Source organism: Hyphomicrobiales bacterium (assembly GCA_030688605.1).
GTDB lineage: Bacteria > Pseudomonadota > Alphaproteobacteria > Rhizobiales > NORP267 > JAUYJB01.
Genome location: JAUYJB010000034.1, coordinates 80,969 through 101,829 on the forward strand (window position 1 = coordinate 80,969; position 20,861 = coordinate 101,829).

Consider the following 20,861-nt stretch of genomic DNA (forward strand, 5'->3'; position numbering starts at 1 on the left):
GAAAAATCCCATCTTCCGTTCCCCGCTAATAAACCCGCGCCCGCGGCTCGATATAGTCGACGTCGTTGGAAAGGGTGAAGGCGTGCACCGGCCGGTCGTCGAGGCGCACGGCGCGCTTGTCGGTGTCGGCGAAGGTGAGCGTGTGCTTCATCCAGTTCTCGTCGTCGCGGTCGGGGAAATCCTCGCGCGCATGGGCGCCGCGGCTTTCGGTGCGATGCGCCGCGCCCTCCATGGAGACAACGGCCTGGGCAATCAGATTGTCGTATTCCAGCGTCTCGATGAGGTCGGAGTTCCAGATCAGCGAGCGGTCTGTGACCTTGATGTCGGCGGTCGCCGCCCACACGTCGTGGATCAGCTTCAACCCCTCCTCCAGCACCTCGCCGGTGCGGAACACGGCGCAGTTCGACTGCATGGTCTTTTGCATCCTCAGCCGCAGCTCAGCGGTCGGCGTGTCGCCGTCGGCATGGCGGAACCGGTCGAGGCGGGCAACCGCAAGATCGCCGGCATCCGCCGGCAGCTCGGCGTGCGGGCTGCCTGCCTCCACCGTCTCGATGCAGCGCTGGGCGGCGGCGCGGCCGAAGACGACGAGGTCGGTGAGCGAGTTGGAGCCGAGGCGGTTGGCGCCGTGCACGGAGACGCTGGCCGCCTCGCCGATGGCCATGAGGCCCGGCACCACACGGTCGGCGTCGCCGCCGACCTTGGTCAGCGCCTCGCCCCAATAGCTGGTCGGGATGCCCCCCATATTGTAATGCGCCGTCGGCAGCACCGGGATCGGCTCGCGGGTGACGTCGACGCCGGCGAAGATCTTCGCCGATTCCGATATGCCCGGCAGCCGCTCGGCCACGATCGCCGGGTCGAGATGCTCAAGGTGAAGATGGATGTAGTCCTTGTCGCGGCCGACGCCGCGGCCCTCGCGGATCTCGATCGTCATGGCGCGGGAAACGACGTCGCGGGAGGCGAGATCCTTGGCCGAGGGCGCATAGCGCTCCATGAAGCGCTCGCCTTCCGAATTGGTCAGATAGCCGCCCTCGCCGCGCACCCCCTCGGTGATCAGGCAGCCGGCGCCGTAGATGCCGGTGGGGTGGAACTGGATGAACTCCATGTCCTGCAGCGGCAGGCCGGCGCGCAGAACCATCGCGTTGCCGTCGCCGGTGCAGATATGCGCCGAGGTGCACGAGAAATAGGCGCGGCCATAGCCGCCGGTGGCGAGGATCACCTTGTGGGCGCGGAAGCGGTGCAGCGAGCCGTCGTCCATGTTGAGCGCCACCAGGCCGCGGCAGGCGCCGTCTTCGTCCATGATCAGGTCGATGGCGAAATATTCGACGAAGAACTCGGCGCCGTGGAGCAGGCTCTGCCCGTAGAGCGTGTGCAGGATGGCGTGGCCGGTGCGGTCGGCCGCGGCACAGGTGCGCTGCGCCGTCCCCTTGCCGAAATGGGTGGTCATGCCACCGAAGGGGCGCTGATAGATGCGCCCGTCCTCGGTGCGCGAGAAGGGCACGCCGAAATGTTCGAGCTCGTAGACGGCAGACGCCGCGTTGCGGCACAGATATTCGATGGCGTCCTGGTCGCCGAGCCAATCGGAGCCCTTGACGGTGTCGAACATGTGCCATCTCCAGTCGTCCTCGCCCATATTGCCGAGGGCAGCCGAAATGCCGCCCTGGGCGGCGAAGGTGTGGCTGCGGGTGGGGAACACCTTGGTGATGCACGCGGTCCTCAGGCCGGCCTGGCTGGTGCCTAGTGTCGCCCTGAGCCCGGCGCCGCCGGCGCCGACCACGACGACGTCGAAACTATGGTCAATCAACGGATAGGCCTGGCCGCCCAGTTTCGGCGCAGCCGCGCCGGAAGCGCGCGTCCCGCTGCCATTGGCTCCCATGTGGGTTAGCCTCCAATACTCAGCTTGAGAATGGCGAAGACGCCGATCAGCGAGATCGCGATACAGAAGAAATTGTTGGCGATGAGCGCCGTGATCCGCTGGGCCTCGCCGAACACATAGTCGTCGATGATCACCTCCATGCCGATCTGCATGTGATAGGCAAAGGCGATGACGGTGGCGATGAGGGGGACGGCAACAAACGGCGAGCCGAGGCGGGCGACGACGACCTCATAGGGTTCGCCGACCAGTGACAGGGAGAGGACGATCAGGAACACGCTCAGCACCAGGCTGGCCAGGGAGGTCAGGCGCTGGCGCCAGAAATGCTCGGTGCCGTGATTGGCGGGACCGAGGCCCCGCACGCGGGAAAGCGGCGTGCGCATGGTCATGGCTTCAGCCTCCCCGCACCAGATAGGCGATGATCCAGACGATGAGGGTCAGCGACAAGGAGCCGATCAGCGTCAGCCGGGCGAGAAGCTCGCGCCCGCGCTCGTCGAGGCCCTTGCCGGTGTCCCAGATGAAATGGCGCACCCCGCCAAGACCGTGGTGGATGAGGAGCCAGGTCAGGCCGAGCAGCACCACCCGGCCGAGGATCGAACCGGCGAGGCCGTTGACGAAATTGAAATAGGCAGGCCCGCTCGCCGCCGAGACCAGCCACCAGAGGCCGAACAGCACGCCGAAATAGAGCATCAAGCCGGTGACGCGGTGGAAACCGGACATCAGGAAGGTGAAGATCAGCTTGTAGACCTGCAGATGCGGCGAAAGGGGTCTTCCGACAGGTATGTTCTGGGCCATTGCTGCCCGCACTCCGCGCTCATATCCGACGGCTTGATGCCGCCCCAAGCGTGCAATGGTTTAGCGCGGTTAGTGCGATGCAGCAACCGGACAATTGCCGGATTTGTCAACATGTCGCGCCCCTCATGGACGCGATCTGACCCCGGGCGCGCTCTGCCACCGCGCCCTCACCCGGTCATGGCGCGGCCTCCGGCCTTCATTTCCGCCAGCCGTGTGCCGGTGGCGACGATCTCGTCGAGCAGGATGTCCATGTCGGCACGGCGCGTTCGGTGGTTGGTGATGTTGACCCGGATTACCTTGGCGTCGCCAAGCGTGGTGACGGACGGAACAGCGACGCCGCTGTTCTGCAGGTCGGTCACGATCTCGGCGTTGAGCGCGTTCAGCGCGGCCCCGGCCAGACCGGGCGCGATATAGCGCAGGCAGACGATCGCGAGCGACACGGGTGCCATGAGCTCTAGCACGGGGTGCGCGGTGACCCGCTCCGCCAGATAGTCCGCGAGCGCGCAGTTGGCGGCGATGCTGTCGCCCAGCCGCCGCGTGCCGTAGGCGCGGAAGGTCGCCCAGACCTTGAGCGCGCGGAATCCGCGCGACAGCTCGGGCCCGTAATCGCAAAACCAGGGCTCGCCGCCGGCCAGTCCCTCGCAAGTGGAGGCAAGGTAGGCGGCGCGGGTGGCGAAGGCGGCGCGGTGCGCGCACCCGTCGCGCACGAGCACGCAGCCCGCGTCATAGGGCACGTGCATCCATTTGTGGAAATCGAAAGCAAGCGACTCCGCCCGCTCGATCCCGGCAAGGCGCGGGCGCAAAGACTCGCTGAGCGCCGCCAGCGCCCCGAAGGCGCCGTCGACATGCAGCCACAGCCCCTCGGCAGCGCACAGATCGGCGAGAGCGGGGAGGTCGTCGATCGCGCCGGTATTCACCGTGCCGGCATTGGCAACGACGCAGAAGGGCTGGCGCCCGGCGCGCCGGTCGACCCCGATCTCGCGCGCGAGCGCCGCTACGTCCATCCGGTACGCCGCATCCACCGGAACGGCGCGCAGCGCCTCGCCGCCCAGCCCCAGCAACTGGAACGCCTTGGTGACGCTGCCATGCGCCTCGGTCGAGCCATAGCCGACCAGCGGTGCCGGCTGGCAGGCGAGCCCGTGGCGTTTCACCGCCCCGCCGGTCGCCCGATGGCGTGCGACGGCGAGTGCGACCAGCGTCGCCATCGAGGTTCCACTGAGCAACAGCCCGCTCGCCCCTTCCGGGAAGCCGAACAGCGACCGGCACCACTCGATGACCTGGCGCTCGACATGAATGGCGGCGTGCTCGCGTCCGCCGAGATTGGCGTTCATGGCGGCGGCGACCATGTCGGCGACCACGCCCACGGGCGTGCCCGCCCCGTGCACCCAGCCGAAGAAGCGGGGATGAGTGTTTCCGGTCGGGTAGGGCAGGATCGAGCGCACAATGTCGGCGCAGACGCGCGCCTCGCCGTCGGGCCCGACCGGCACCGGGCCCAGCAGCGCCGCCCGGACCTCGGCCGGGACGGGCGTCCAGACCGGGCGCGCGGGGTGCGTCTCGAGGCTGTCGAGCGCCGCGTCGAGCATGTCGTGGGCCAGCGCGCGGAAGACCGCCGGATCCTCGGGGTCGAGGCAGGTTTCGGCGCTTTCGGGCGGGTCGCGGCGCTCCGCGGCGCCCAAGACGGCCGCCAGCCGCCGCCAGGAGTCACGCGGGCTTTCGCTACTCATCGCACGCCCGCCGCCGGTCTCAATGCCGGGTCTTGAGCTTATAGCCGCAAGACAAGAGGAAGTCGGAATAGCGGTCGGTCAGGAACCCCTCGCCCTTGGCGAGCTGCGACAGGTTGAAGGCCGAGCCCGCATTGACCTCGACGACCACCGGCCCCTCCTCGCACAGCGCGACATCCCAGGACTGGAAGCGGATCGGCGCGAAGACGCGCGCGTTTTCGGTGACCAGATCGATCAGCCGGCGCCAGTCGGGAAGGGTCTCGCCGACCAGCGGCGCGCCGCTGTCGGGATGGTTCACGACTTCCTCCATCTCCGGGCCGTCGCCGCGCACCACGCGCCGGATCGTGCCGGTGTCGCTGTCGACCGCGGCCAGCATGTTGCCCTTGCGCCAGAAATTGTCGGCGATGTTGCCGGCGCCGGGAATCTTCCAGATCGTGTGCAGGATTTCCGGCGCTCCATTGTCGATGATAAGGATGATGCGAACCGTCGAGGTGGCGTCGGCGTATTTGCGCAGCATCGCGTGCGGACGCAGCACGGTCTGCAACAGATAGCCCTGCTCGCGGTCGAGCTCGACCGCGAACGCGTTGACCGGCACCCGCTCGCCGCCGGCAAGGCACAGCGTGTCGTCCTCGCGGCGCTCGATGCGGCAAGCGCCCAGGCTGAAGATCCCGGCAAGCGGCTTGGCGAACAGCGGGTAGCTGGCGGCGCCGGTAAGGAATCCGGCAAGGTCGTCCGCCGTCGACAGGGTCGGGACGCGGCCGAAGCGGCGCCCGTTCGCGGCATAGACCGCCTGGGTCTCCGGCACCGGCGCGCCGCAGGATTCAAGCAGGCTGTAGGTCAGGAACTTGTCGTCGGCGAGGACTCGCCATTGCGGGTCGCTGCAGCGCTCGATGACGGCGGGGTGGACGCGCTCGGAAAGGAAGCGCCGCTTCTCCTCGAAGGGATAGGCGGCGTCGTCGTAGAGGCGGAAATAGTAGTAGTCGGCCGGCTGCAGCTTGCCGTCGGCGCGCGCGAGGCGAATGATGTCGCGGACCTGAGCGCCGAACGACTTGCCGGTCTGCGCGCGGGCCGCCGTCAGGCATTGCTGGATGTTGAGCGTTTGCCGGTGGGAAATGAAATTCTCGGCATCGCGCGCAAAGCGCGTCTCTTGCGATTCCATCCGCGGTCCTCCTGCCCCGTCGGGTCAGGCCTCATCGGATAGGCCAGATTCGTTAACTTACGGTGAGTGCGGGGGGCGGTGATCACGCGCAATTCGTTGGAAAACCGCCGCCCGGTCGCCTACGCGGGCTGCCTTTCAACGTCGGCCATCAACATGGGCGCCGGTTATTCCGACAGCGAGGCGGAGTCCAACTCCGGCGGTCCGACAGGCCCATCATGACCCGATGCAGGCATTCGGCGGACTTGATTAAATCCCGTATTTGAGACAGTATCTCAGATATGGAAAATTCCAAGTCGCACTATGCCTCCATCGAGCGGCGGATTGCCCAGCGCCTCAGAAGTCTGCGCGGCGAGCGCGGCTGGTCGCTGGACGAGCTTGCAAAGCGCAGCAAGGTGAGCCGCGCCACCCTGTCCCGGATCGAGAACGCAGAGGTGAGCCCGACAGCGAGCGTGCTGGGCAAGCTATGCGCGGCCTATGGCCTGACCATGTCGCGGCTGATGTACATGGTCGAAGACGGTTTTGCGCCGCTTGTCCGCCGGGACACGCAACCGGTGTGGACGGACCCAGAGAACGGCTTCCGCCGGCGCTCCGTGTCCCCACCCGGCCAGACCTTGGCTGCCGAGGCCCTCGAGTGCGAACTCGATCCGGGCATGCGCATCGCCTACGACCGTCCGCCAAGACAGGGTCTGGAACACCATCTCATCCTCATCGAAGGGCAACTGGAACTCACAATCGACGGGCAAACCCATGATCTGCGGCCCGGCGACTGCCTGCGCTACCAGCTCTTTGGCCCCAGCGCTTTCGCGACCCCCGAACAGTGCGGAGCCAGATACGTCCTCTTCATGGTGTGAGGCGGCATGACCGGAGACGCACAAACCACCATCTCGATTTTCTCGGCGGACGACATCGCTGCCCGTGCCCGGGAACTTGGGGCGCTCCTGCATGCCTGCGTTCATGCCGGGGCGAGCGTCAACTTCGTGCTGCCGTTTACGGAAGAAGACAGCGAGGCTTTCTGGCGTGGCAAGGTGCTGCCGGCGGTGCGGGACGGCGCGCGGGTGCTGTTGGTCGCGCAGAAAGGCGGAAAGATCGCGGGATCGGTTCAACTGGACTATGACACGCCGCCCAACCAGCCTCACCGGGCGGAGGTCTCCAAGCTGCTGGTCCACCCCGATTTGCGCCGCCGGGGCATCGCTAGAGCGCTGATGGCCGAACTTGAGCGGCGCGCAGGTGGGATGGGGCGGAGCCTGATCACGCTGGACACGCGCACCGGCGACAAGGCCGAGCCACTCTATGCGTCCTTGGGCTACAAGACGGCAGGCGTCATTCCGGGATATTGCCGCGACCCGATCGAAGACCGTCTCGATTCGACCACGATCATGTACAAAGCCTTTTAAGGATGCAGACGCCCGCGCCGGTTCTCGCGGCGCCGGCGGTCCCATTCAAGCAGCGATTGCGGCCTTCGCCATCGGGCTGGCCGCACTCCTGGCCATGAGCATGCACCCTAGCGCGGCATCAGCACCCAATAGTCGAGGTCGAGAATGACGCCCTCGGCGTGGCCGTCGCTGACCGGGCCGGGAAAGTCGGCGCAGGGCAGGTCCTTTGTCGCGAAGGTGCGCACGCGAAGCGCGCCGACATCCTCGCGGCCGGACAGCGGCTGCTTATCGACTATCTCGGACCAGGCGAACACCGTGTCGCCGGCAAACAGGGGCGCTACATGGCGCCCGGCATTGATCGCCGCCAGGTGGAAGGCGTTGGCAAGCCCGTTGAAGGAGAGCGCCCGGGCGAGGCTGATCACATGGCCGCCGTAGATCAGCCGGCGGCCGAACCGGTCGGTTGCCTGCGCATATTGATTGAAATGGACCCGCGCCGTGTTCTGGTAGAGGCGGGTTGCGAGCATGTGCTCGGCCTCCTCCACGGTCATGCCGTCGACATGGTCGATCCGTTCGCCGGGCGCATAGTCGCCCCACAGGTCGCCGGAGCCCGAGGCCCAGGTGTCGTAGGCCTTGGTGTCGATGAACGGTACCGCGTCGCCGAGCTGATCGGCGTCCACGGCCTTGTGCAGATGCGGGATCGCCGGCTCGGGCGCGGGGGCGCGGGGATCGCGCTTGTGCACCATCACCCAACGTACATATTCGAGCACCTTGTCGCCGTCCTGGTTGCGGCCGGTGGTGCGCACATAGACGATGCCCGCCTTGCCGTTCGAGGCCTCGCGCAGGCCGATCACCTCGCTTTCGGCGCTGAGCGTGTCGCCGGGATAGACGGCGGCGTGGAAGATGCACTCCGCATAGCCGAGATTGGCGACCGCGTTGAGCGAGATGTCGGCCACCGTCTTGCCGAACACCATGTGAAAGACCAGGAGCTCGTCGATGGGCGCGCGCGGATAGCCCAGCGCGCGGGCGAACATGTCGGAGGAGTGTACGGCGAAGCGGCTGCCGTAAAGCGCGGTATTGAGCGCCACGTCGCCGGTGGTCAGCGTGCGCGGGGTGGCGTGGCGCAGCACCTGGCCGACGGAGAAATCCTCGAAGAAGTTGCCGGGGCTGGTCTTCACGGTCATGAGGGCTCCTTGGGGATCCTGGAGGGCTCCCGGGCGCTGGTGGCACCGACAACCGGCCATAGGCCGGCGGCGCCATTGTGTCACGGCGAGAAATGGTCGCAAGCACGCGCTTCGTGCCGCGCCGACGGGAAAGGCCCGGGACCGTAGATGACGTATACGTAATCTTGGCATCGTGCCGCAGCCCGAGGCGCGATAGCGATACAGCAAGCCGGGCCGGTGCGCTATCATGCCGGCGGGGAGACAGGGAGAGGCGGAATGACGACGGTGAAGCAATTGCTCGACGCCAAGGGTCGCGAGGTCTGGTCGATCTCGCCGGACGGCTCGGTGTATGACGCGATCAAGATGATGGCCGACAAGAATATCGGCGCGGTGGTGATCGTCAAGGACGACTTGCCGGTGGGCATCTTCACCGAGCGCAGCTATGCCCGCAACGTGTTCCTCCGGGGCAAGGCGTCACCGACGACGCGCGTCGGCGACATCATGGAGACGCGGGTGATCTGCGCCGAGCCCGACGAGACCATCGAGCAATGCATGGCGGTGATGAGCGACAAGCGGGTGCGCCATCTGCCGGTGCTCGAGAAGGGCCGGCTCGCCGGCATCGTTTCCATCGGCGATCTGGTCAAGGCGGTCATCGCCGACCAGCAATTCGTGATCGAGCAGCTCGAGCACTACATCCACCGCTGAGCGGCGGGCCGCGGGCAGGCTAATAGACGCGCGTGACCTTGTAGCCCTTTTCGCGCAATAGCGCGACGAGCCCCTTGTCGTCGATGAGATGCAGGGCGCCGACGGCGATGAAGGCGTTGCCCTTGTCGATGAGCGGCAGGGCGCGGGTGAGTATCACCGCGTTGCGCCGTTCGACAAGGCTATCATTGAAGGCGTCATAGCCGACCTCGGAGATGCCGGCCTGTTCGCTGAGGATGCGCGACAGCGCCTCGATCGACGCGATGCGGCGCTGCACATAGAGTTCCGTCATGGTCGAGTACAGATCCTCCAGCCGCGGGAACAGGCGTACGGAGGCGATCAGATATTCGGCCTGCAGGTCGAGCGGGATCGCGTCGAAGGCGGAAAGCTGCTCCTCGACACTCTCCAGGCTGACGAGGGGGAGGCCGGCCTGTTCGGCCCGATCGGCGACGATCTGGTCGACCACGGGCAGCTCCGCCTGGCGGGCGGTCTCGCAGGGCGGGGCGGCGAGCGTCGCGGCCACCACCCAGGGTTTCGCCGCGCCCAGTGCCTCGATCTTGCCGCCGAGCGATTTGAGCGCCTCGTCGAGCGCCGCGCGCCGGTCTTCGCTCAGATGCTGGGCGAGGCTGCGGCCGTCTTGGAAGAACATCAGCGGCTTATAGGTCTGCAGATTCTCCTGCATGGCCACCCTGTCGAGCGCCTCGACCGATTCAACCGCGACGCTGCCGGCTGCCTCCAGCGCCGCGCGCACCGGCGGCGCCAGCTTGGTGACCCGCTCATCGGTGATGTGGATGGTGCCGAAGAGATAGGATGGCTGGGCGCCGGCCTTTTCCACCCGCCACAAGAGCCCCTGGCCATTGGCGATGGTCGCCGCCTCCGATTGCAGCCTTGCATAGCTTTGCGGCGCCTCCTGCCTCATCCGGGCGACGAGGTCGATGCCGCCGCAGGCGGGTGCGGCGGCGGAATCGGTGACGACGAACAGCAACAACAGCACGGCGAAGAGCGCATGCTGTGCGATGGTGAGCTTTGACATCCATAAACCTCTGTGCCGGCGGTTGATCGCCGCAACATAGCGGTAGAGGGTAATTAAGGTGTTTCCCTGTCGCACTTTTTTTTAGCTTTTCCGATCCGGGCCGACACGCCGGACCGGAAGCCGTTCCAGGCGACCCGGCGGAAAGCGGCTATGCGACTTGAACGGGATTGACCGGCGAGCCATCTTTGGTTAGCGAGAAGGCGGCCGGCACGACACGCCTAAAACGGCGTCGCGCCCGCCTCGAATGGGGCCATAGCTCAGTTGGGAGAGCGCTTGAATGGCATTCAAGAGGTCGGGGGTTCGACTCCCCCTGGCTCCACCACCCAGTCTCATGTTTCCGGGCGTCTCCGGGGCGCTCCTGGAAAAAGCCCGTCATTTGCGCGAGTTAGCAGGTTTCCGCGCCGGATCATGTGGTCGTGAGACGCGGTTTCGAGGCCGATTCCGCATAATTTAGGCACTCGTCTCTGTCGGGCCTTTTTCGTGTCCACACGTTTACCGGATGCAAGGGGCAGGCTGGCGCCGCTAACGCGCCGGACTGCCAAATCCGAGCAGGTGGCGCGGGGCTGACCACTCGAAGGGCAGATGGTCTCTCCGCCTGAGCTGACTTGCGGCAACGGCGTCGTCGCTGAAAGCACCGACCTGCGTCGCGCAAAGGTCGAGGGAAAGGGCCTGCGGAAAGATGTTCTGTGCCGCGTGCCCCGCCTCTATGGCCAAATGACACCTGCAGCGCTCGCCATATTTCGACATGGTTCGGCGATGGGCGGCAGCGACGACGAAAATCACGGCGCTCCCGGCCGTCCACGCTTGGTCGAACGCCGCGGCTGCGATTTGGGCCCGGAAACAGCTGTCTGCAACCGTCTCCAGGCCGTGGTGATGTGCGAGATAGCGATAGATCCCCGCATGAAGGCCGTCGGAGCCGCTCACGATCGCGTAAAGATGAAGCGAATAAAGCGCAGCCGCCGGAGGGGGCGGTGCGCAGGCCGTCCGGATCGCTCACGCCCCGGGGCGCCCAGAGAAGTTGGCCGAGTTCGGCCTCGTTTATCGGTCGATCTTCGAATTCCCGGACCGAGCGGCCTCAGCTTACGAATTGGCCGCGGCGGGCAGGTCACGCACCACCTGCTTGAACCGGTCCCATTCGGTCGCACCCCAAATCTCCGTCCGGGCGTGACCGAAGGTGCGGATCAAAGCCGATACCCGCGTCGCCGTCTCAATGTCCGGCGCTTTGAAGATATCGACATAGTCGTAAGGGCCGAGCACGGCATAGCTGGCTTGCCACTCGACCTTAGGGCAGTTCGCCCGGATGGCATCCATCGCCTTGCGCTCGAGCTCCTCAAGCGTCTTCGGTGATGTGGCCGCACCGGCTTCCAGCCGGGTCAGCATGAGGAAGGTCTGCATGGCATTTCTCCCGTCGTTGCGTACCAAGCTACAACGTGGGGCTCGCCGCCTCTTTCGTCGGTCCGGCCGCCTCGGCCAGCAAGGCGACGACCTGTTGATCGCTCACCTGTCCGAAGTCGCGGTAATAGAGTCCGATCGCATAGAACGGCTCTGGCGTTTCGAGACAGACGATCTCGTCGACCTCGGGGCGCAGCTTTGCGACTGTGTCGGGCGGCGCGACGGCGACGGCCAGCACCAGCTTCTTCGGCTTGCCGCGGCGCAACGCCTTGAGCGCGGCGCGAACCGTGGCCCCGGTGGCGATCCCGTCATCGATGACGATGACCGTTGCGCCCGAAATCGGCACTCGCGCGCGGCCCTGCAGATAGAGCGCGCGGCGGCGCTCGATCTCGGCCAGCTCCCTTGCCTTGGCCCGCTCGATTTCCTCGTTGCTCACATGGGCAAGCCGCTGCACGTCCTCGTTGATGACGAGCTCGGGATGATCGCCGTCGACGACGGCGGCGACGGCGAGCTCCGGCTGGTAAGGCACGCCGATCTTGCGCACGAGGACAATGTCGAGCGGCGCGCCGAGCGCTTTCGCCACCTCGGCCGCCACCGGCACGCCGCCGCGAGGAAGTGCCAGCACGACAGGCTTCTCGTACTTCTTTTCGACCAGCTTCGCAGCCAGGCTGCGGCCCGCTTCGACGCGGTCGGCGAAAATATGAAACTCGTTCATGACTTCTCTTTCCGAAGGTGCACCTCAAACCAGTCGGCCGCCGCCTCGACGACCTGGTCGAGGGTCCCCGGCTCCTCGAAGAGGTGCGTGGCGCCAGGAACGACATCCAGCCGCTTCTCGCAGGTGAGGAGGTTGAGCGCCTTCTTGTTGAGTTCGATGACGATGTAATCAGCGCCCCCGACAATCAGCAGGGTCGGCGCGCGTACCTGGTCGAGTACGGCTTCGGCAAGGTCGGGCCGGCCACCGCGCGAGACCACCGCTAAGACGGAATCAGGCATCTCGGCGGCCGCCACCAACGCCGCAGCGGTACCGGTGCTGGCGCCGAACAGGCTGATCGCGAGCGCCGCGGTGTCCTCGTCCGCCTCAGCCCAGCGCACGGCCTCCATCACCCGCCCGCCAAGGAGCGGGATGTCGAACACGTTGACCCGGTCCTTGGCTTCCGCCTCGGTCAGGAGATCGAACAGGAGCGTGGCCAGACCCCGCCCGTTCAGCGCTTCGGCGACATGGGCGTTGCGCGGGCTGAGCCGGCTCGATCCGCTGCCATGGGCGAAAATGACCAGCTCCTGTGCGCCGTCGGGCACCGTCAGAAGTCCCTCGAGCCTTCTCGGCCCGATATGGACGCTGCGGGCGTCTTCCTTCATCGGCTTGCCGTTATTTGTGCTCCGCGGCGCGTCTCGCGAGTATTCCCCGCCGCTCGCATCACAAATATCGGCCAAAAACTGACTTGCCGCTTTGACCCGCATCAAGAACCGCATCATCTTCTTGTCATGGCACCCGGCAACACCAGGCTGCGGCGATGACGACCCATCCGACAGGCACGCGATCGCGAGGCCGGAGAGACGTTCCCACCCGGGAGAAGGTGGCGTTTCTCTCCTCTCGGGCGGCCTATGGCGCGCCGGTGCGCGATGTGGAGGTCAAGGAGACCCACATGTCGTGGGTCTTCCTCGCTGGCGAGCGGGTCTACAAGCTCAAGAAGCCGGTCAAATATCCATTCCTGGATTTCAGCACGCTTGAAGCGCGCGAGGCCGACTGCCGCGAGGAGGTCCGCCTCAACCGAAGGCTGGCGCCGGACGTCTATCTCGGCGTCGTCCCGCTGACCCTCGGGGCGGATGCCAGACTCGCCCTTCAGGGCAAAGGCGAACCCGCCGACTGGCTGGTGATGCTGCGGCGGCTGCCGGCCGAGAAAATGCTCGATTGCGCGATCGCGCAAGGCACGGTGACGCAAGGCCAGATCGGCGCGGTCGCGGACCTGCTCGCGCGCTTCTACCGGCTGGCCGAGCCCGCCGGCGTGACGCCGCGGGAATATATTGCGCATTTTGCCCGCGAGCAGGAGAAGAACCATTCTCTCCTGACCGAGGAAAGGTTCGAACTGCCGCAAACGACGTTGGCCGCCGTTCTTTCGGGTATCGAAGCGGTGATCGCCGACGAACCGGAGCTGCTGATGAGCCGGGCGCGCGACGGCCGCATCATCGACGGGCATGGCGATCTGCGCCCGGAGCACATCTGCCTCACCGAGCCGCCGGTAATTATCGACTGTCTCGAATTCAACAGCAGCTTCCGGCTCGTCGACCCGTTCGACGAGCTGGCCTTCCTCGGCATGGAATGCCAACGCCTCGGCGCTGGGTGGATCGGCGAGACGCTGAACGGCCACTGCGCCGATCTCTTGGGCGACCGGCCACAGCCTCGCCTGCTAGCCTTCTATACGGCCTACCGCGCCTGCCTGAGGGCGCGGCTTGCCCTGGCGCACCTGCTCGAGCCGGACTCCCGGCAACCCGAAACATGGCTGCCGCTCGCCGCCTCGTATCTCGCCATCGGCGAACGCGCTTGCCTCAAGCTTCGCCCTCGAGAAGCTCAACCAGCGAGCCTCCCTCGTGGCAGCGCCGGATAGCCTCTGCGAAGAGCGGCGCGGCGCTGACGATCTCCAGATGCCGCTTGACGAATGACGGCTTGAGCCGGAACGGCGGCACCGTATCGGTGACGATCACTTTGGCGAGCCGCGGGTAGGCGACGGCCTTGCCGGCGTCGCCAGTGAACAGGCCATGGGCGGCGAGCGCATAGACCGCCTTAGCGCCCTGGCCGAGGCACGCCTCGGCGGCGCGCAGCATGGTGCCGCCTGAGCTGATGAGATCGTCGACTACGAGCGCCGTGGCGCCCTCGACGGCGCCCACCAGAAGGGTGCCGCTGACGATTCCGGCGCTGCGCCGTTTCTCCATGAAGGCCGATCCGACGGAGCGGCCCAGCATGGCCTCGAAGGTCTCCTGGAACAGTTGCGCGCGCTTGACGCCGCCCGGGTCCGGCGATGCCACCACGACGGGCTCCTCGCCGACGCGCGCCAGCATGTGCTGCGCGAACAGACGGCGGGTGTCGAGATGATGCGAGCGGCAGCGGAACGCGTTCTGGAACGCAACGATATTGTGCACGTCGAGCGTCATCACCGCGTCGATGCCCATGGCTTCGAGAAGCAGCGCCATATAGCGCGTGGTCACCGGGTCGCGCGGCTTGGTCTGGCGGTCCTTGCGGGCATAGGCGAGATAGGGAATGACCGCGGTCACCCGCCTTGCGCCGCCCTCGCGCACCGCGCCGAGGAAAAACAAGAGCCGGCAGATCTTGTCGTTGACGCTTTGCTGCGGCCCGCCATGCAGGCTCTGGATGACATAGACATCCCGCCCGCGCACGCTGAGGCGCGGCCGCGCCTTGTGTTCGCCGTCTTCGAATTCGCGCTCCTCATGGGGACAAAGCGTCGTGCCGAGGGCCGCCGCAACCTGCTCGCCGAAAGGCTTGCTCGCATTGAGGGCGAAAAGGCGCATGGCGGAAGTATAAGGCATCGTCCGTTCGCGCATGAATGATTGCGATCAAGGGCGACGGTCTGCTCCAGACAGAAGGGGTTCCCGACCACGCTAGGGACAGATGGGCACGAGAGCTACAGAAATTAGTGTGATGGTGCCTCGGCGGCAAACGCGCGCTGATTACACGCCAAGCCTGGCTTCGGCAGCTTTGAGGCGCAACACTGAAACTCCGAGCCCCAGGCGTCTCGGGCCGGTCAGCCGCAGCTCCCCGCCTCACATGCCCATCTCGGCTTCGCTCGGGCGATGTTTCTCTTCTTCCGGAATCTCCGTCATCGTCGCTTCGGTCAGCAACAGGACGCTTGCAACAGACACGGCATTTTCTAGGGCCACGCGTACCACTTTCGTCGGGTCGACGATACCGGCCTCGACCAGATCGACATATTCGTTCAGCGCCGCGTCATAGCCCATGTTGCCCTCGCTCTCCAACATCCGCGCGACCACGACGCCGCCATCGACGGCGGAATTCTCGGCGATCTGGCGGGTCGGCGCGCTCAGCGCGCGGCGGAGGATCTCAAGGCCTGTCTTCTCGTCGCCCCGGGCCTTGGCTTCTTGCTTGGCGATCGCCTTGGTGCAGCGTAAGAGAGCAAGCCCGCCGCCGGGCACGATGCCCTCCGCGACCGCCGCCTTGGTGGCGCTGATCGCATCATCGAGCGCTTCTTTTTTGCTCTTCATCTCCGCTTCCGATGGCGCGCCGACGCGGACGACCGCCACGCCGCCGGAGAGCTTCGCCAGCCGCTCCTCCAGCTTCTCGCGGTCATAGTCGCTGGTGGTCTTCTCGATCTGGCCGCGAATTTGCCGGATGCGGCCCTCGATCGCCGCCTTGTTCCCAGCGCCGCCGATGATCGTCGTGCTGTCGCGGTCGGACACCACCCGTTCCGACCGGCCGAGCTGGGTGAGCTCGACGGATTCGAGCTTGATGCCTAGATCCTCGGAGATGAGCTCGCCGCCGGTGAGCACGGCCATGTCCTCCAGCATGGCCTTGCGCCGGTCGCCGAAGCCCGGCGCCTTGACGGCGATGCTGCGGAAGACGCCGCGGAGCTGGTTGACGACCAGCGTGGCCAGCGCTTCGCCCTCGACATCCTCGGCGACGAACAGGATCGGCTTGCCGCTTTTCGCCACCTGCTCCAGAAGCGGAAGGAGGTCCTTCAAATTGCCGACCTTGCGGTCGCAAAGGAAGACATAGGCGTCCTCAATGACCGCCTCCATCTTCTCCGCATCGGTGATGAAGTAGGGGGAGATGAAGCCGCGGTCGAACTGCATGCCCTCGACCACCTCGAGCACGGTCTCGGTGGTCTTGGATTCCTCGACCGTTATAACGCCCTCGTCGCCGACCTTCTCCATGGCGTCGGCGACCATTTCGCCGATGGACGGGTCGTTATGGGCCGAGATGGTGGCGACCTGCGCCTTCTCCTTGCGCGTCTTCACCGGCCGCGACATCGCATGCAGCGTCTCGACGGCGATGCTCAACCCCCGGTCGAGGCCGCGCTTGATGTCGATGCCGCTGGCGCCGGCGACCACGTTGCGGGTGCCGTCGGCGAAGATTGCCTGCGCCAGGATCGTCGCCGTGCTGGTGCCGTCGCCCACCGCCTCGCCGGTCTTCTCCGCCGCCTGGCGGAGCATCTGCGCGCCGAGATTCTCCTCCGGGTCCTTGAGATCGACTTCCTTGGCGATGGTGACGCCGTCGTTGCAGACGATCGGCGCGCCCCATTTCCTCTGGATCAGCACCGACTTGGATTTGGGCCCGAGCGTCACCCGCACGGCATCGGCCAACGCCGCGGTGCCGCGAAGGATCTTCTCTCGCGCCGATGAATGAAACAGGATCTGCTTGTGTGCCATGGCGAAAACGCTCCCTGGTGCGTTTGCCGGTCCGCGGTTCGGTCTCAAACACCGGCGGCCGGCATCCCCGCCGCCTCACGCGCGGCTCGTCGGCCCCGGAAGCTCGGACGGATCGAGGCCGAGCTCCTCGCATACCCGGCGCGCCACGCGCGGGTCGATGTCCTGGCGCGATCCCCCGAGAGGCGCCTGCGTCGTGCGGCCCTCGCGGTGCACCGTCACCATCACGGGACCTTCACCCCGCTTGTGACGCTCATACTTATCGAAGCGGCACCGCGTTCGGCCAGCCATTTTCGGAATGTTTCGGATTCCATTGCCGTGCTCCTGCCTATGACCTGACCTGGCCCGCTTAGCGCGAGGCCGCAAGCTACCCTGCCTCAGCCAGTCGCTTTGCTCGCCGCCGCGATGGCCGGCTTGAGGCTCTCCAGCGACGGCAACCCCTCGCGCGTGAGCGTCTCTTTCTCGAGCAGCAGCTTGGCGCCGTCCTCCAGTTGGCGGCGGTATTTGCGCAGGACGGCCGATGCCTTGTCGAAGGCGCTCTTCGTCAGCTCGCGGACGGCGCAGTCGATCTCGCGCGCCGTTTCCTCGCTGAACTCGCGCTCGGCGAAGTGGGCAAGCGCGTTCTCGCCGAGGAATGTCTGGCGCGGCGTCTCGTAGGCGACGAGCCCGAGCTCTTCGTGCATGCCGAAGCGGGCCACCATGTTGCGGGCGATGTCGGTCGCCTTGTTGAGGTCGTCGGCCGCCCCGGTGGACGCCTCGTCGAACACCAGCATCTCGGCTGCCCGTCCGCCGAGCAGCACCGCCATCCTGTTCTCTAGCTCGCCGCGCGACAATAGGAAGCGGTCCTCGGTCGGACGCTGCATCGTGTAGCCGAGGGCGCCAACGCCCCGCGGGATCATCGATACCTTGTGCACCGGGTCCATGCCCGGCAAGGCGGTGGCGACGATCGCGTGGCCCATTTCGTGATAGGCCACCACCTCCCGCTCGTGCGGGTTGAGCAGGCGGCTCCTCTTTTCGATGCCGGCGACGATGCGCTCGACCGCAGCGGTGAAGTCCTCGGCGGTGACCGCATCGGCGCCGCGCCGGGTGGCCCGCAGGGCCGCCTCGTTGACCAGATTGGCAAGATCGGCGCCGGTGAAGCCCGGCGTGAGGGCGGCGATGGCGTCGAGGTCGACGCCTTCTGCCAACTGGACCTTCTTGGCGTGCACGCGGAGGATCGCCTCCCGGCCGATCCGGTCGGGCCGGTCGACCAGCACCTGGCGGTCGAAGCGGCCGGCGCGCAGCAGCGCCGGGTCGAGGATCTCAGGCCGGTTGGTCGCTGCCAAGAGGACAATGCCCTCGCGCGGGTCGAAGCCGTCGAGCTCGACCAGGAGCTGATTGAGGGTCTGCTCCTTCTCGTCATGGCCGCCGCCGAGCGGGCCGATGCCGCGGGCCCGCCCCATGGCGTCGAGCTCGTCGATAAAGATGAGGCAGGGCTTGGCCTTGCGCGCCTGGTCGAACAGGTCGCGGACGCGCGCCGCGCCGACGCCGACGAACATCTCGACGAAATCGGAGCCGCTGAGGGAAAAGAACGGGACGCCCGCCTCGCCGGCCACGGCGCGCGCCAGCAGCGTCTTGCCGGTGCCGGCGGGCCCGACCAGCAGCACGCCCTTCGGGATGCGCGCGCCGAGACGGCCATACCTCTTGGGGTCCTTCAGGAACTCGACGATCTCCTTGAGTTCCGCCTTCGCCTCCTCCACCCCCGCCACATCATCGAAGGTGACCGGGACCTCCCTCTCCATGAAGACCTTCGCCTTGCTCTTGCCGATGGTCATCAGGCCGCCCATGCCCTGCTTCTCGGCGAAGCGGCGGATGAAGAGGGCCCATATGCCGAAGAAGATCAGAACCGGCAGGACCCAGGACAGAATGTCGCGAATGAGGTTGTTCTCGACCGCGCCTTCGACCGCGATCCCGCGCTCGGTCAGCCGCCTGGCGAGCTCGGGTTGCACCCGAACGGTGACGAAGCGCTTGCGGCCGTCCGGCAGCGTCTCCTTCAGGGTGCCGGTGATGTATTTGTCGGTGACGCGGACGCTTTCGATCTGGCCCGCGTCGACCAGTCGCTCGAACTGGCTGTACGGGATCGTCTCGACCTGTTGGCTGGTGATCCACCATTGCTGGATTGCCAGAACGGCCAACATGGCCGCCACCAGGTACCAGCCGTTGATCTGCGCTTTCCTGTCCATGGAACCGCCCCTCCTCGGGTCGCCGGTGGGTCCCAACCCGGCAGTCCGGGTTGGCCTCGATCCCTGGAATTGCTGGAGACGACGGTCATCATGAAAGGACTTGCGGGTGCTTCCAATGACCTGCGTCAAGCTGGATGGAAAGGGCCCTAACGGCTCTTGGAAGAACTCCTCCCTGCCGACCGGTCCGGCCGATGGCTGCGGCGAAGCTCTTCATAGAATTGGCGCTCGCGCTCGGAAAGGCGCTCAGGTTCGTACACCTCGATCCTCAGGAACAGGTTGCCGCGGGTCTCGGATCCGAAATGGAGCAGCCCCTTGCCCTTGAGCCTGAGGACGGAATCGGGCTGCGTGCCGGCGGGCACGTCGACCTCGACCTCGCCGTCGAGCGTCGGCGTCTTGACCTTGGAGCCGAGGACGGCATCGGCCACCTCGATCGCAACCCGCCGCCACGGATCGGCGCCATGGTGCTCGAAGCGCGGGTCCGGCTCGGTCCGCACAACGACATAGAGGTCACCCGGCGGTGCGCCGGCCTCAGGCGCCGGCCCGCCGCGCCCGGGGATGCGCAACGCCATGCCTTCGTCGGCCCCGGCAGGAATGCGGACCGTGAATAGCTCTTCGTGGCAGGTCTTTCCGGTGCCGCCGCAGGCGGGGCAGCGATTGTCGATGAACGAGCCGGAACCGCGGCAGTCGGGACAGGTCGCGGCCTGCTGTATGCTAACCGTGCCGCGCTTCTGGCTCCGCGTCAGCCGGCTGCCGCCGCTGCATTTCGGGCAAGCGCGGTGCGCGGTGCCGGGCGCCGCTCCGCTGCCCTTGCACCGGGTACACTGTCTTTCGTGCGCGACGCGCACCTCCTCTTCTCCGCCGGCGTCGATCATCGCAAGGGGAACGAAGAGCTCCACCCGGATATCGGCTCCGCGCCTGGGTCCCGCGCCGCGCCGGTAATGCGGATCGATTGCGATTTGCCAGTCGCCGTATCCTTTGCCGTGGCGTTGAGGATCCCGTCTGCGTCGATATCGAACGTCTCCTCGATCTTGGGGATTCCCCGTGGTGCCGGCGCCAGCCCCTCCTGGTTGAACTTCCCGAGACTGGTATTGTCCGCTGCCATCGGACGTTCGCCCTGGAAGACATGGACGATCACCGCCGTCTGCATATCCGCCGCAGTGGTGAAGATCTCCAACCGCTTGAGCGGAATCGGCGTGTTGCGGGCGATGAGGGGCCTCGCGACGCCGCACAGCGTCTCGATCTCCAGCATCAGGGGCGTGACGTCGACCAGCACCATCTCGCCCATCTCGCCGGCCAGCACGCCAGCCCGGATCGCCGCGCCCTGGGCGACGCATTCCATCGGGTCGACGCCCATCTCGGCCTTGCGGCCGAGCAGCTCCTCGAAGAACTCCCGCACCGCCGGCATGCGGGTCGCGCCGCCGACGAAGACGATGCGGTCGATGTCGCGGGCGGTGATCTCGACGTCGTGGAGTGCCTGAGTGACCGAGGCCCTGCAGCGCTCGATGATGGCATGAACGAGGCGGTTCAGCTCGGCGCGCGGTCCGTCCGACAGGGTGGCCGGCTTCAGTTCGTCTTCGCGGCCTGGTGGCTGTGCGGATGGTCGCCGAATTCGTCGTGCAGGAGCTGGTCATGGGTCGTGAAATGGACCATGAACCAGTCGTTCAGATGCTGCACCAGAAGCTGTTCGAAGCGCAGATAGGAGCCGTGGCGATAGGTCTCCATGATGTGCCGCAGCTCGTCGAGCAGGCGCTCATGATCCTGTTTGTGGGCTTCGTAATGGGAGTAGGACTTTTCCTCCATGAAGCGCTCGTCGAGCGCGAAGTGGGCCGAAATCTTGGCGTGGATCTCGCCGAGATAGGTTTCGATGTTGGCGATCGTGTGCAGGTCGCCGCGCAGCTCCACGGTCAGCTCGTTGATCAGCTCGACCAGCTCCTTGTGCTCCTCGTCAACGGACGGAATCCCGGTGCAATATTCATCCCGCCAACGGATCAGGGCCATGATTGCCTCCTAATCGGTCGCTTCGTGAAACAGAAAACCGCC

General features: G+C 66.3%; 22 protein-coding genes and 1 tRNA gene. 5 read left to right on the plus strand and 18 right to left on the minus strand.

The window, feature by feature from the left end:
• Positions 1-25: 25 nt before the first annotated feature.
• The 5 genes from sdhA to Q8P46_04310 form a co-directional block, all read right to left on the minus strand.
• Positions 26-1,873, minus strand: coding sequence for a succinate dehydrogenase flavoprotein subunit (sdhA, locus tag Q8P46_04290; protein ID MDP2619384.1), 1,848 nt, complete (start codon positions 1,871-1,873; stop codon positions 26-28).
• A gap of 5 nt (positions 1,874-1,878) precedes the next feature.
• Positions 1,879-2,259 (minus strand): succinate dehydrogenase, hydrophobic membrane anchor protein, encoded by a 381-nt coding sequence (sdhD, locus tag Q8P46_04295; protein MDP2619385.1) that lies wholly within the window; start codon positions 2,257-2,259, stop codon positions 1,879-1,881.
• Between the two features lie 4 nt (positions 2,260-2,263).
• A complete protein-coding gene (gene sdhC, locus Q8P46_04300; GenBank protein MDP2619386.1) occupies positions 2,264-2,665 on the minus strand; it encodes a succinate dehydrogenase, cytochrome b556 subunit in 402 nt (133 codons plus the stop codon).
• A gap of 167 nt (positions 2,666-2,832) precedes the next feature.
• Entirely contained in the window at positions 2,833-4,389 is a 1,557-nt protein-coding gene (locus tag Q8P46_04305) for a pyridoxal-dependent decarboxylase (GenBank protein MDP2619387.1), read from the minus strand.
• 19 nt (positions 4,390-4,408) lie between these two features.
• Positions 4,409-5,545 (minus strand): sugar-transfer associated ATP-grasp domain-containing protein, encoded by a 1,137-nt coding sequence (locus Q8P46_04310; protein MDP2619388.1) that lies wholly within the window; start codon positions 5,543-5,545, stop codon positions 4,409-4,411.
• Positions 5,546-5,823: 278 nt separating this feature from the next.
• On the opposite strand from Q8P46_04310, the gene Q8P46_04315 reads away from it, so the two are divergent.
• Together Q8P46_04315 and Q8P46_04320 are read left to right on the plus strand one after the other, a co-directional pair.
• Positions 5,824-6,396, plus strand: a complete 573-nt coding sequence (locus tag Q8P46_04315; GenBank protein MDP2619389.1) for an XRE family transcriptional regulator — start codon at positions 5,824-5,826, stop codon at positions 6,394-6,396.
• 6 nt (positions 6,397-6,402) lie between these two features.
• The gene (locus Q8P46_04320; protein ID MDP2619390.1) at positions 6,403-6,939 is read left to right on the plus strand and encodes a GNAT family N-acetyltransferase; all 537 of its coding nucleotides are present in this window, start codon (positions 6,403-6,405) and stop codon (positions 6,937-6,939) included.
• A 107-nt stretch (positions 6,940-7,046) separates the two neighbouring features.
• Here Q8P46_04320 and Q8P46_04325 read toward each other — a convergent pair whose 3' ends face one another.
• Positions 7,047-8,099 carry a MaoC family dehydratase gene (locus Q8P46_04325; protein ID MDP2619391.1) on the minus strand — a complete coding sequence of 351 codons (1,053 nt, stop codon included), beginning with the start codon at positions 8,097-8,099 and terminating at the stop codon, positions 7,047-7,049.
• Positions 8,100-8,354: 255 nt separating this feature from the next.
• Between Q8P46_04325 and Q8P46_04330 the strand changes: the two genes are divergently transcribed.
• Entirely contained in the window at positions 8,355-8,783 is a 429-nt protein-coding gene (locus Q8P46_04330) for a CBS domain-containing protein (GenBank protein MDP2619392.1), read from the plus strand.
• Between the two features lie 19 nt (positions 8,784-8,802).
• Here Q8P46_04330 and Q8P46_04335 read toward each other — a convergent pair whose 3' ends face one another.
• Positions 8,803-9,813, minus strand: coding sequence for a TraB/GumN family protein (locus Q8P46_04335; GenBank protein MDP2619393.1), 1,011 nt, complete (start codon positions 9,811-9,813; stop codon positions 8,803-8,805).
• Positions 9,814-10,059: 246 nt separating this feature from the next.
• On the opposite strand from Q8P46_04335, the gene Q8P46_04340 reads away from it, so the two are divergent.
• Positions 10,060-10,135: transfer RNA gene (locus Q8P46_04340), tRNA-Ala, on the plus strand.
• Positions 10,136-10,335: 200 nt separating this feature from the next.
• Here the strand turns inward: Q8P46_04340 and Q8P46_04345 are convergent.
• The 4 genes from Q8P46_04345 to Q8P46_04360 form a co-directional block, all read right to left on the minus strand.
• Entirely contained in the window at positions 10,336-10,803 is a 468-nt protein-coding gene (locus Q8P46_04345) for a SagB/ThcOx family dehydrogenase (GenBank protein ID MDP2619394.1), read from the minus strand.
• A gap of 90 nt (positions 10,804-10,893) precedes the next feature.
• Positions 10,894-11,208 carry a GYD domain-containing protein gene (locus Q8P46_04350; GenBank protein ID MDP2619395.1) on the minus strand — a complete coding sequence of 105 codons (315 nt, stop codon included), beginning with the start codon at positions 11,206-11,208 and terminating at the stop codon, positions 10,894-10,896.
• 28 nt (positions 11,209-11,236) lie between these two features.
• Complete coding sequence (locus Q8P46_04355; protein ID MDP2619396.1) at positions 11,237-11,920, minus strand: phosphoribosyltransferase; 684 nt, start codon at positions 11,918-11,920, stop codon at positions 11,237-11,239.
• Positions 11,917-12,561 carry a dienelactone hydrolase family protein gene (locus Q8P46_04360; GenBank protein ID MDP2619397.1) on the minus strand — a complete coding sequence of 215 codons (645 nt, stop codon included), beginning with the start codon at positions 12,559-12,561 and terminating at the stop codon, positions 11,917-11,919. Before Q8P46_04360 ends, Q8P46_04355 begins: the two co-directional genes overlap by 4 nt.
• A 218-nt stretch (positions 12,562-12,779) precedes the next feature.
• Between Q8P46_04360 and Q8P46_04365 the strand changes: the two genes are divergently transcribed.
• Positions 12,780-13,808, plus strand: a complete 1,029-nt coding sequence (locus Q8P46_04365; GenBank protein ID MDP2619398.1) for a hypothetical protein — start codon at positions 12,780-12,782, stop codon at positions 13,806-13,808.
• Here Q8P46_04365 and Q8P46_04370 read toward each other — a convergent pair.
• The 7 genes from Q8P46_04370 to Q8P46_04400 all read right to left on the minus strand — a co-directional run bounded on the left by Q8P46_04370 (position 13,750) and on the right by Q8P46_04400 (position 20,819).
• Positions 13,750-14,745 carry a ribose-phosphate pyrophosphokinase gene (locus Q8P46_04370; protein MDP2619399.1) on the minus strand — a complete coding sequence of 332 codons (996 nt, stop codon included), beginning with the start codon at positions 14,743-14,745 and terminating at the stop codon, positions 13,750-13,752. The genes Q8P46_04365 and Q8P46_04370 overlap by 59 nt on opposite strands.
• A 234-nt stretch (positions 14,746-14,979) precedes the next feature.
• Positions 14,980-16,602 (minus strand): chaperonin GroEL, encoded by a 1,623-nt coding sequence (groL, locus tag Q8P46_04375; GenBank protein MDP2619400.1) that lies wholly within the window; start codon positions 16,600-16,602, stop codon positions 14,980-14,982.
• Between the two features lie 75 nt (positions 16,603-16,677).
• Complete coding sequence (locus tag Q8P46_04380; protein ID MDP2619401.1) at positions 16,678-16,824, minus strand: hypothetical protein; 147 nt, start codon at positions 16,822-16,824, stop codon at positions 16,678-16,680.
• Between the two features lie 152 nt (positions 16,825-16,976).
• A complete protein-coding gene (ftsH, locus tag Q8P46_04385; protein MDP2619402.1) occupies positions 16,977-18,821 on the minus strand; it encodes an ATP-dependent zinc metalloprotease FtsH in 1,845 nt (614 codons plus the stop codon).
• 146 nt (positions 18,822-18,967) lie between these two features.
• Entirely contained in the window at positions 18,968-19,717 is a 750-nt protein-coding gene (locus tag Q8P46_04390; GenBank protein MDP2619403.1) for a J domain-containing protein, read from the minus strand.
• The gene (locus tag Q8P46_04395) at positions 19,690-20,349 is read right to left on the minus strand and encodes an Hsp70 family protein (GenBank protein ID MDP2619404.1); all 660 of its coding nucleotides are present in this window, start codon (positions 20,347-20,349) and stop codon (positions 19,690-19,692) included. Before Q8P46_04395 ends, Q8P46_04390 begins: the two co-directional genes overlap by 28 nt.
• 35 nt (positions 20,350-20,384) lie before the next feature.
• On the minus strand, positions 20,385-20,819 hold the full coding sequence (locus tag Q8P46_04400; GenBank protein MDP2619405.1) for a bacteriohemerythrin: 435 nt from the start codon (positions 20,817-20,819) through the stop codon (positions 20,385-20,387).
• Between the last annotated feature and the right edge of the window lie 42 nt (positions 20,820-20,861).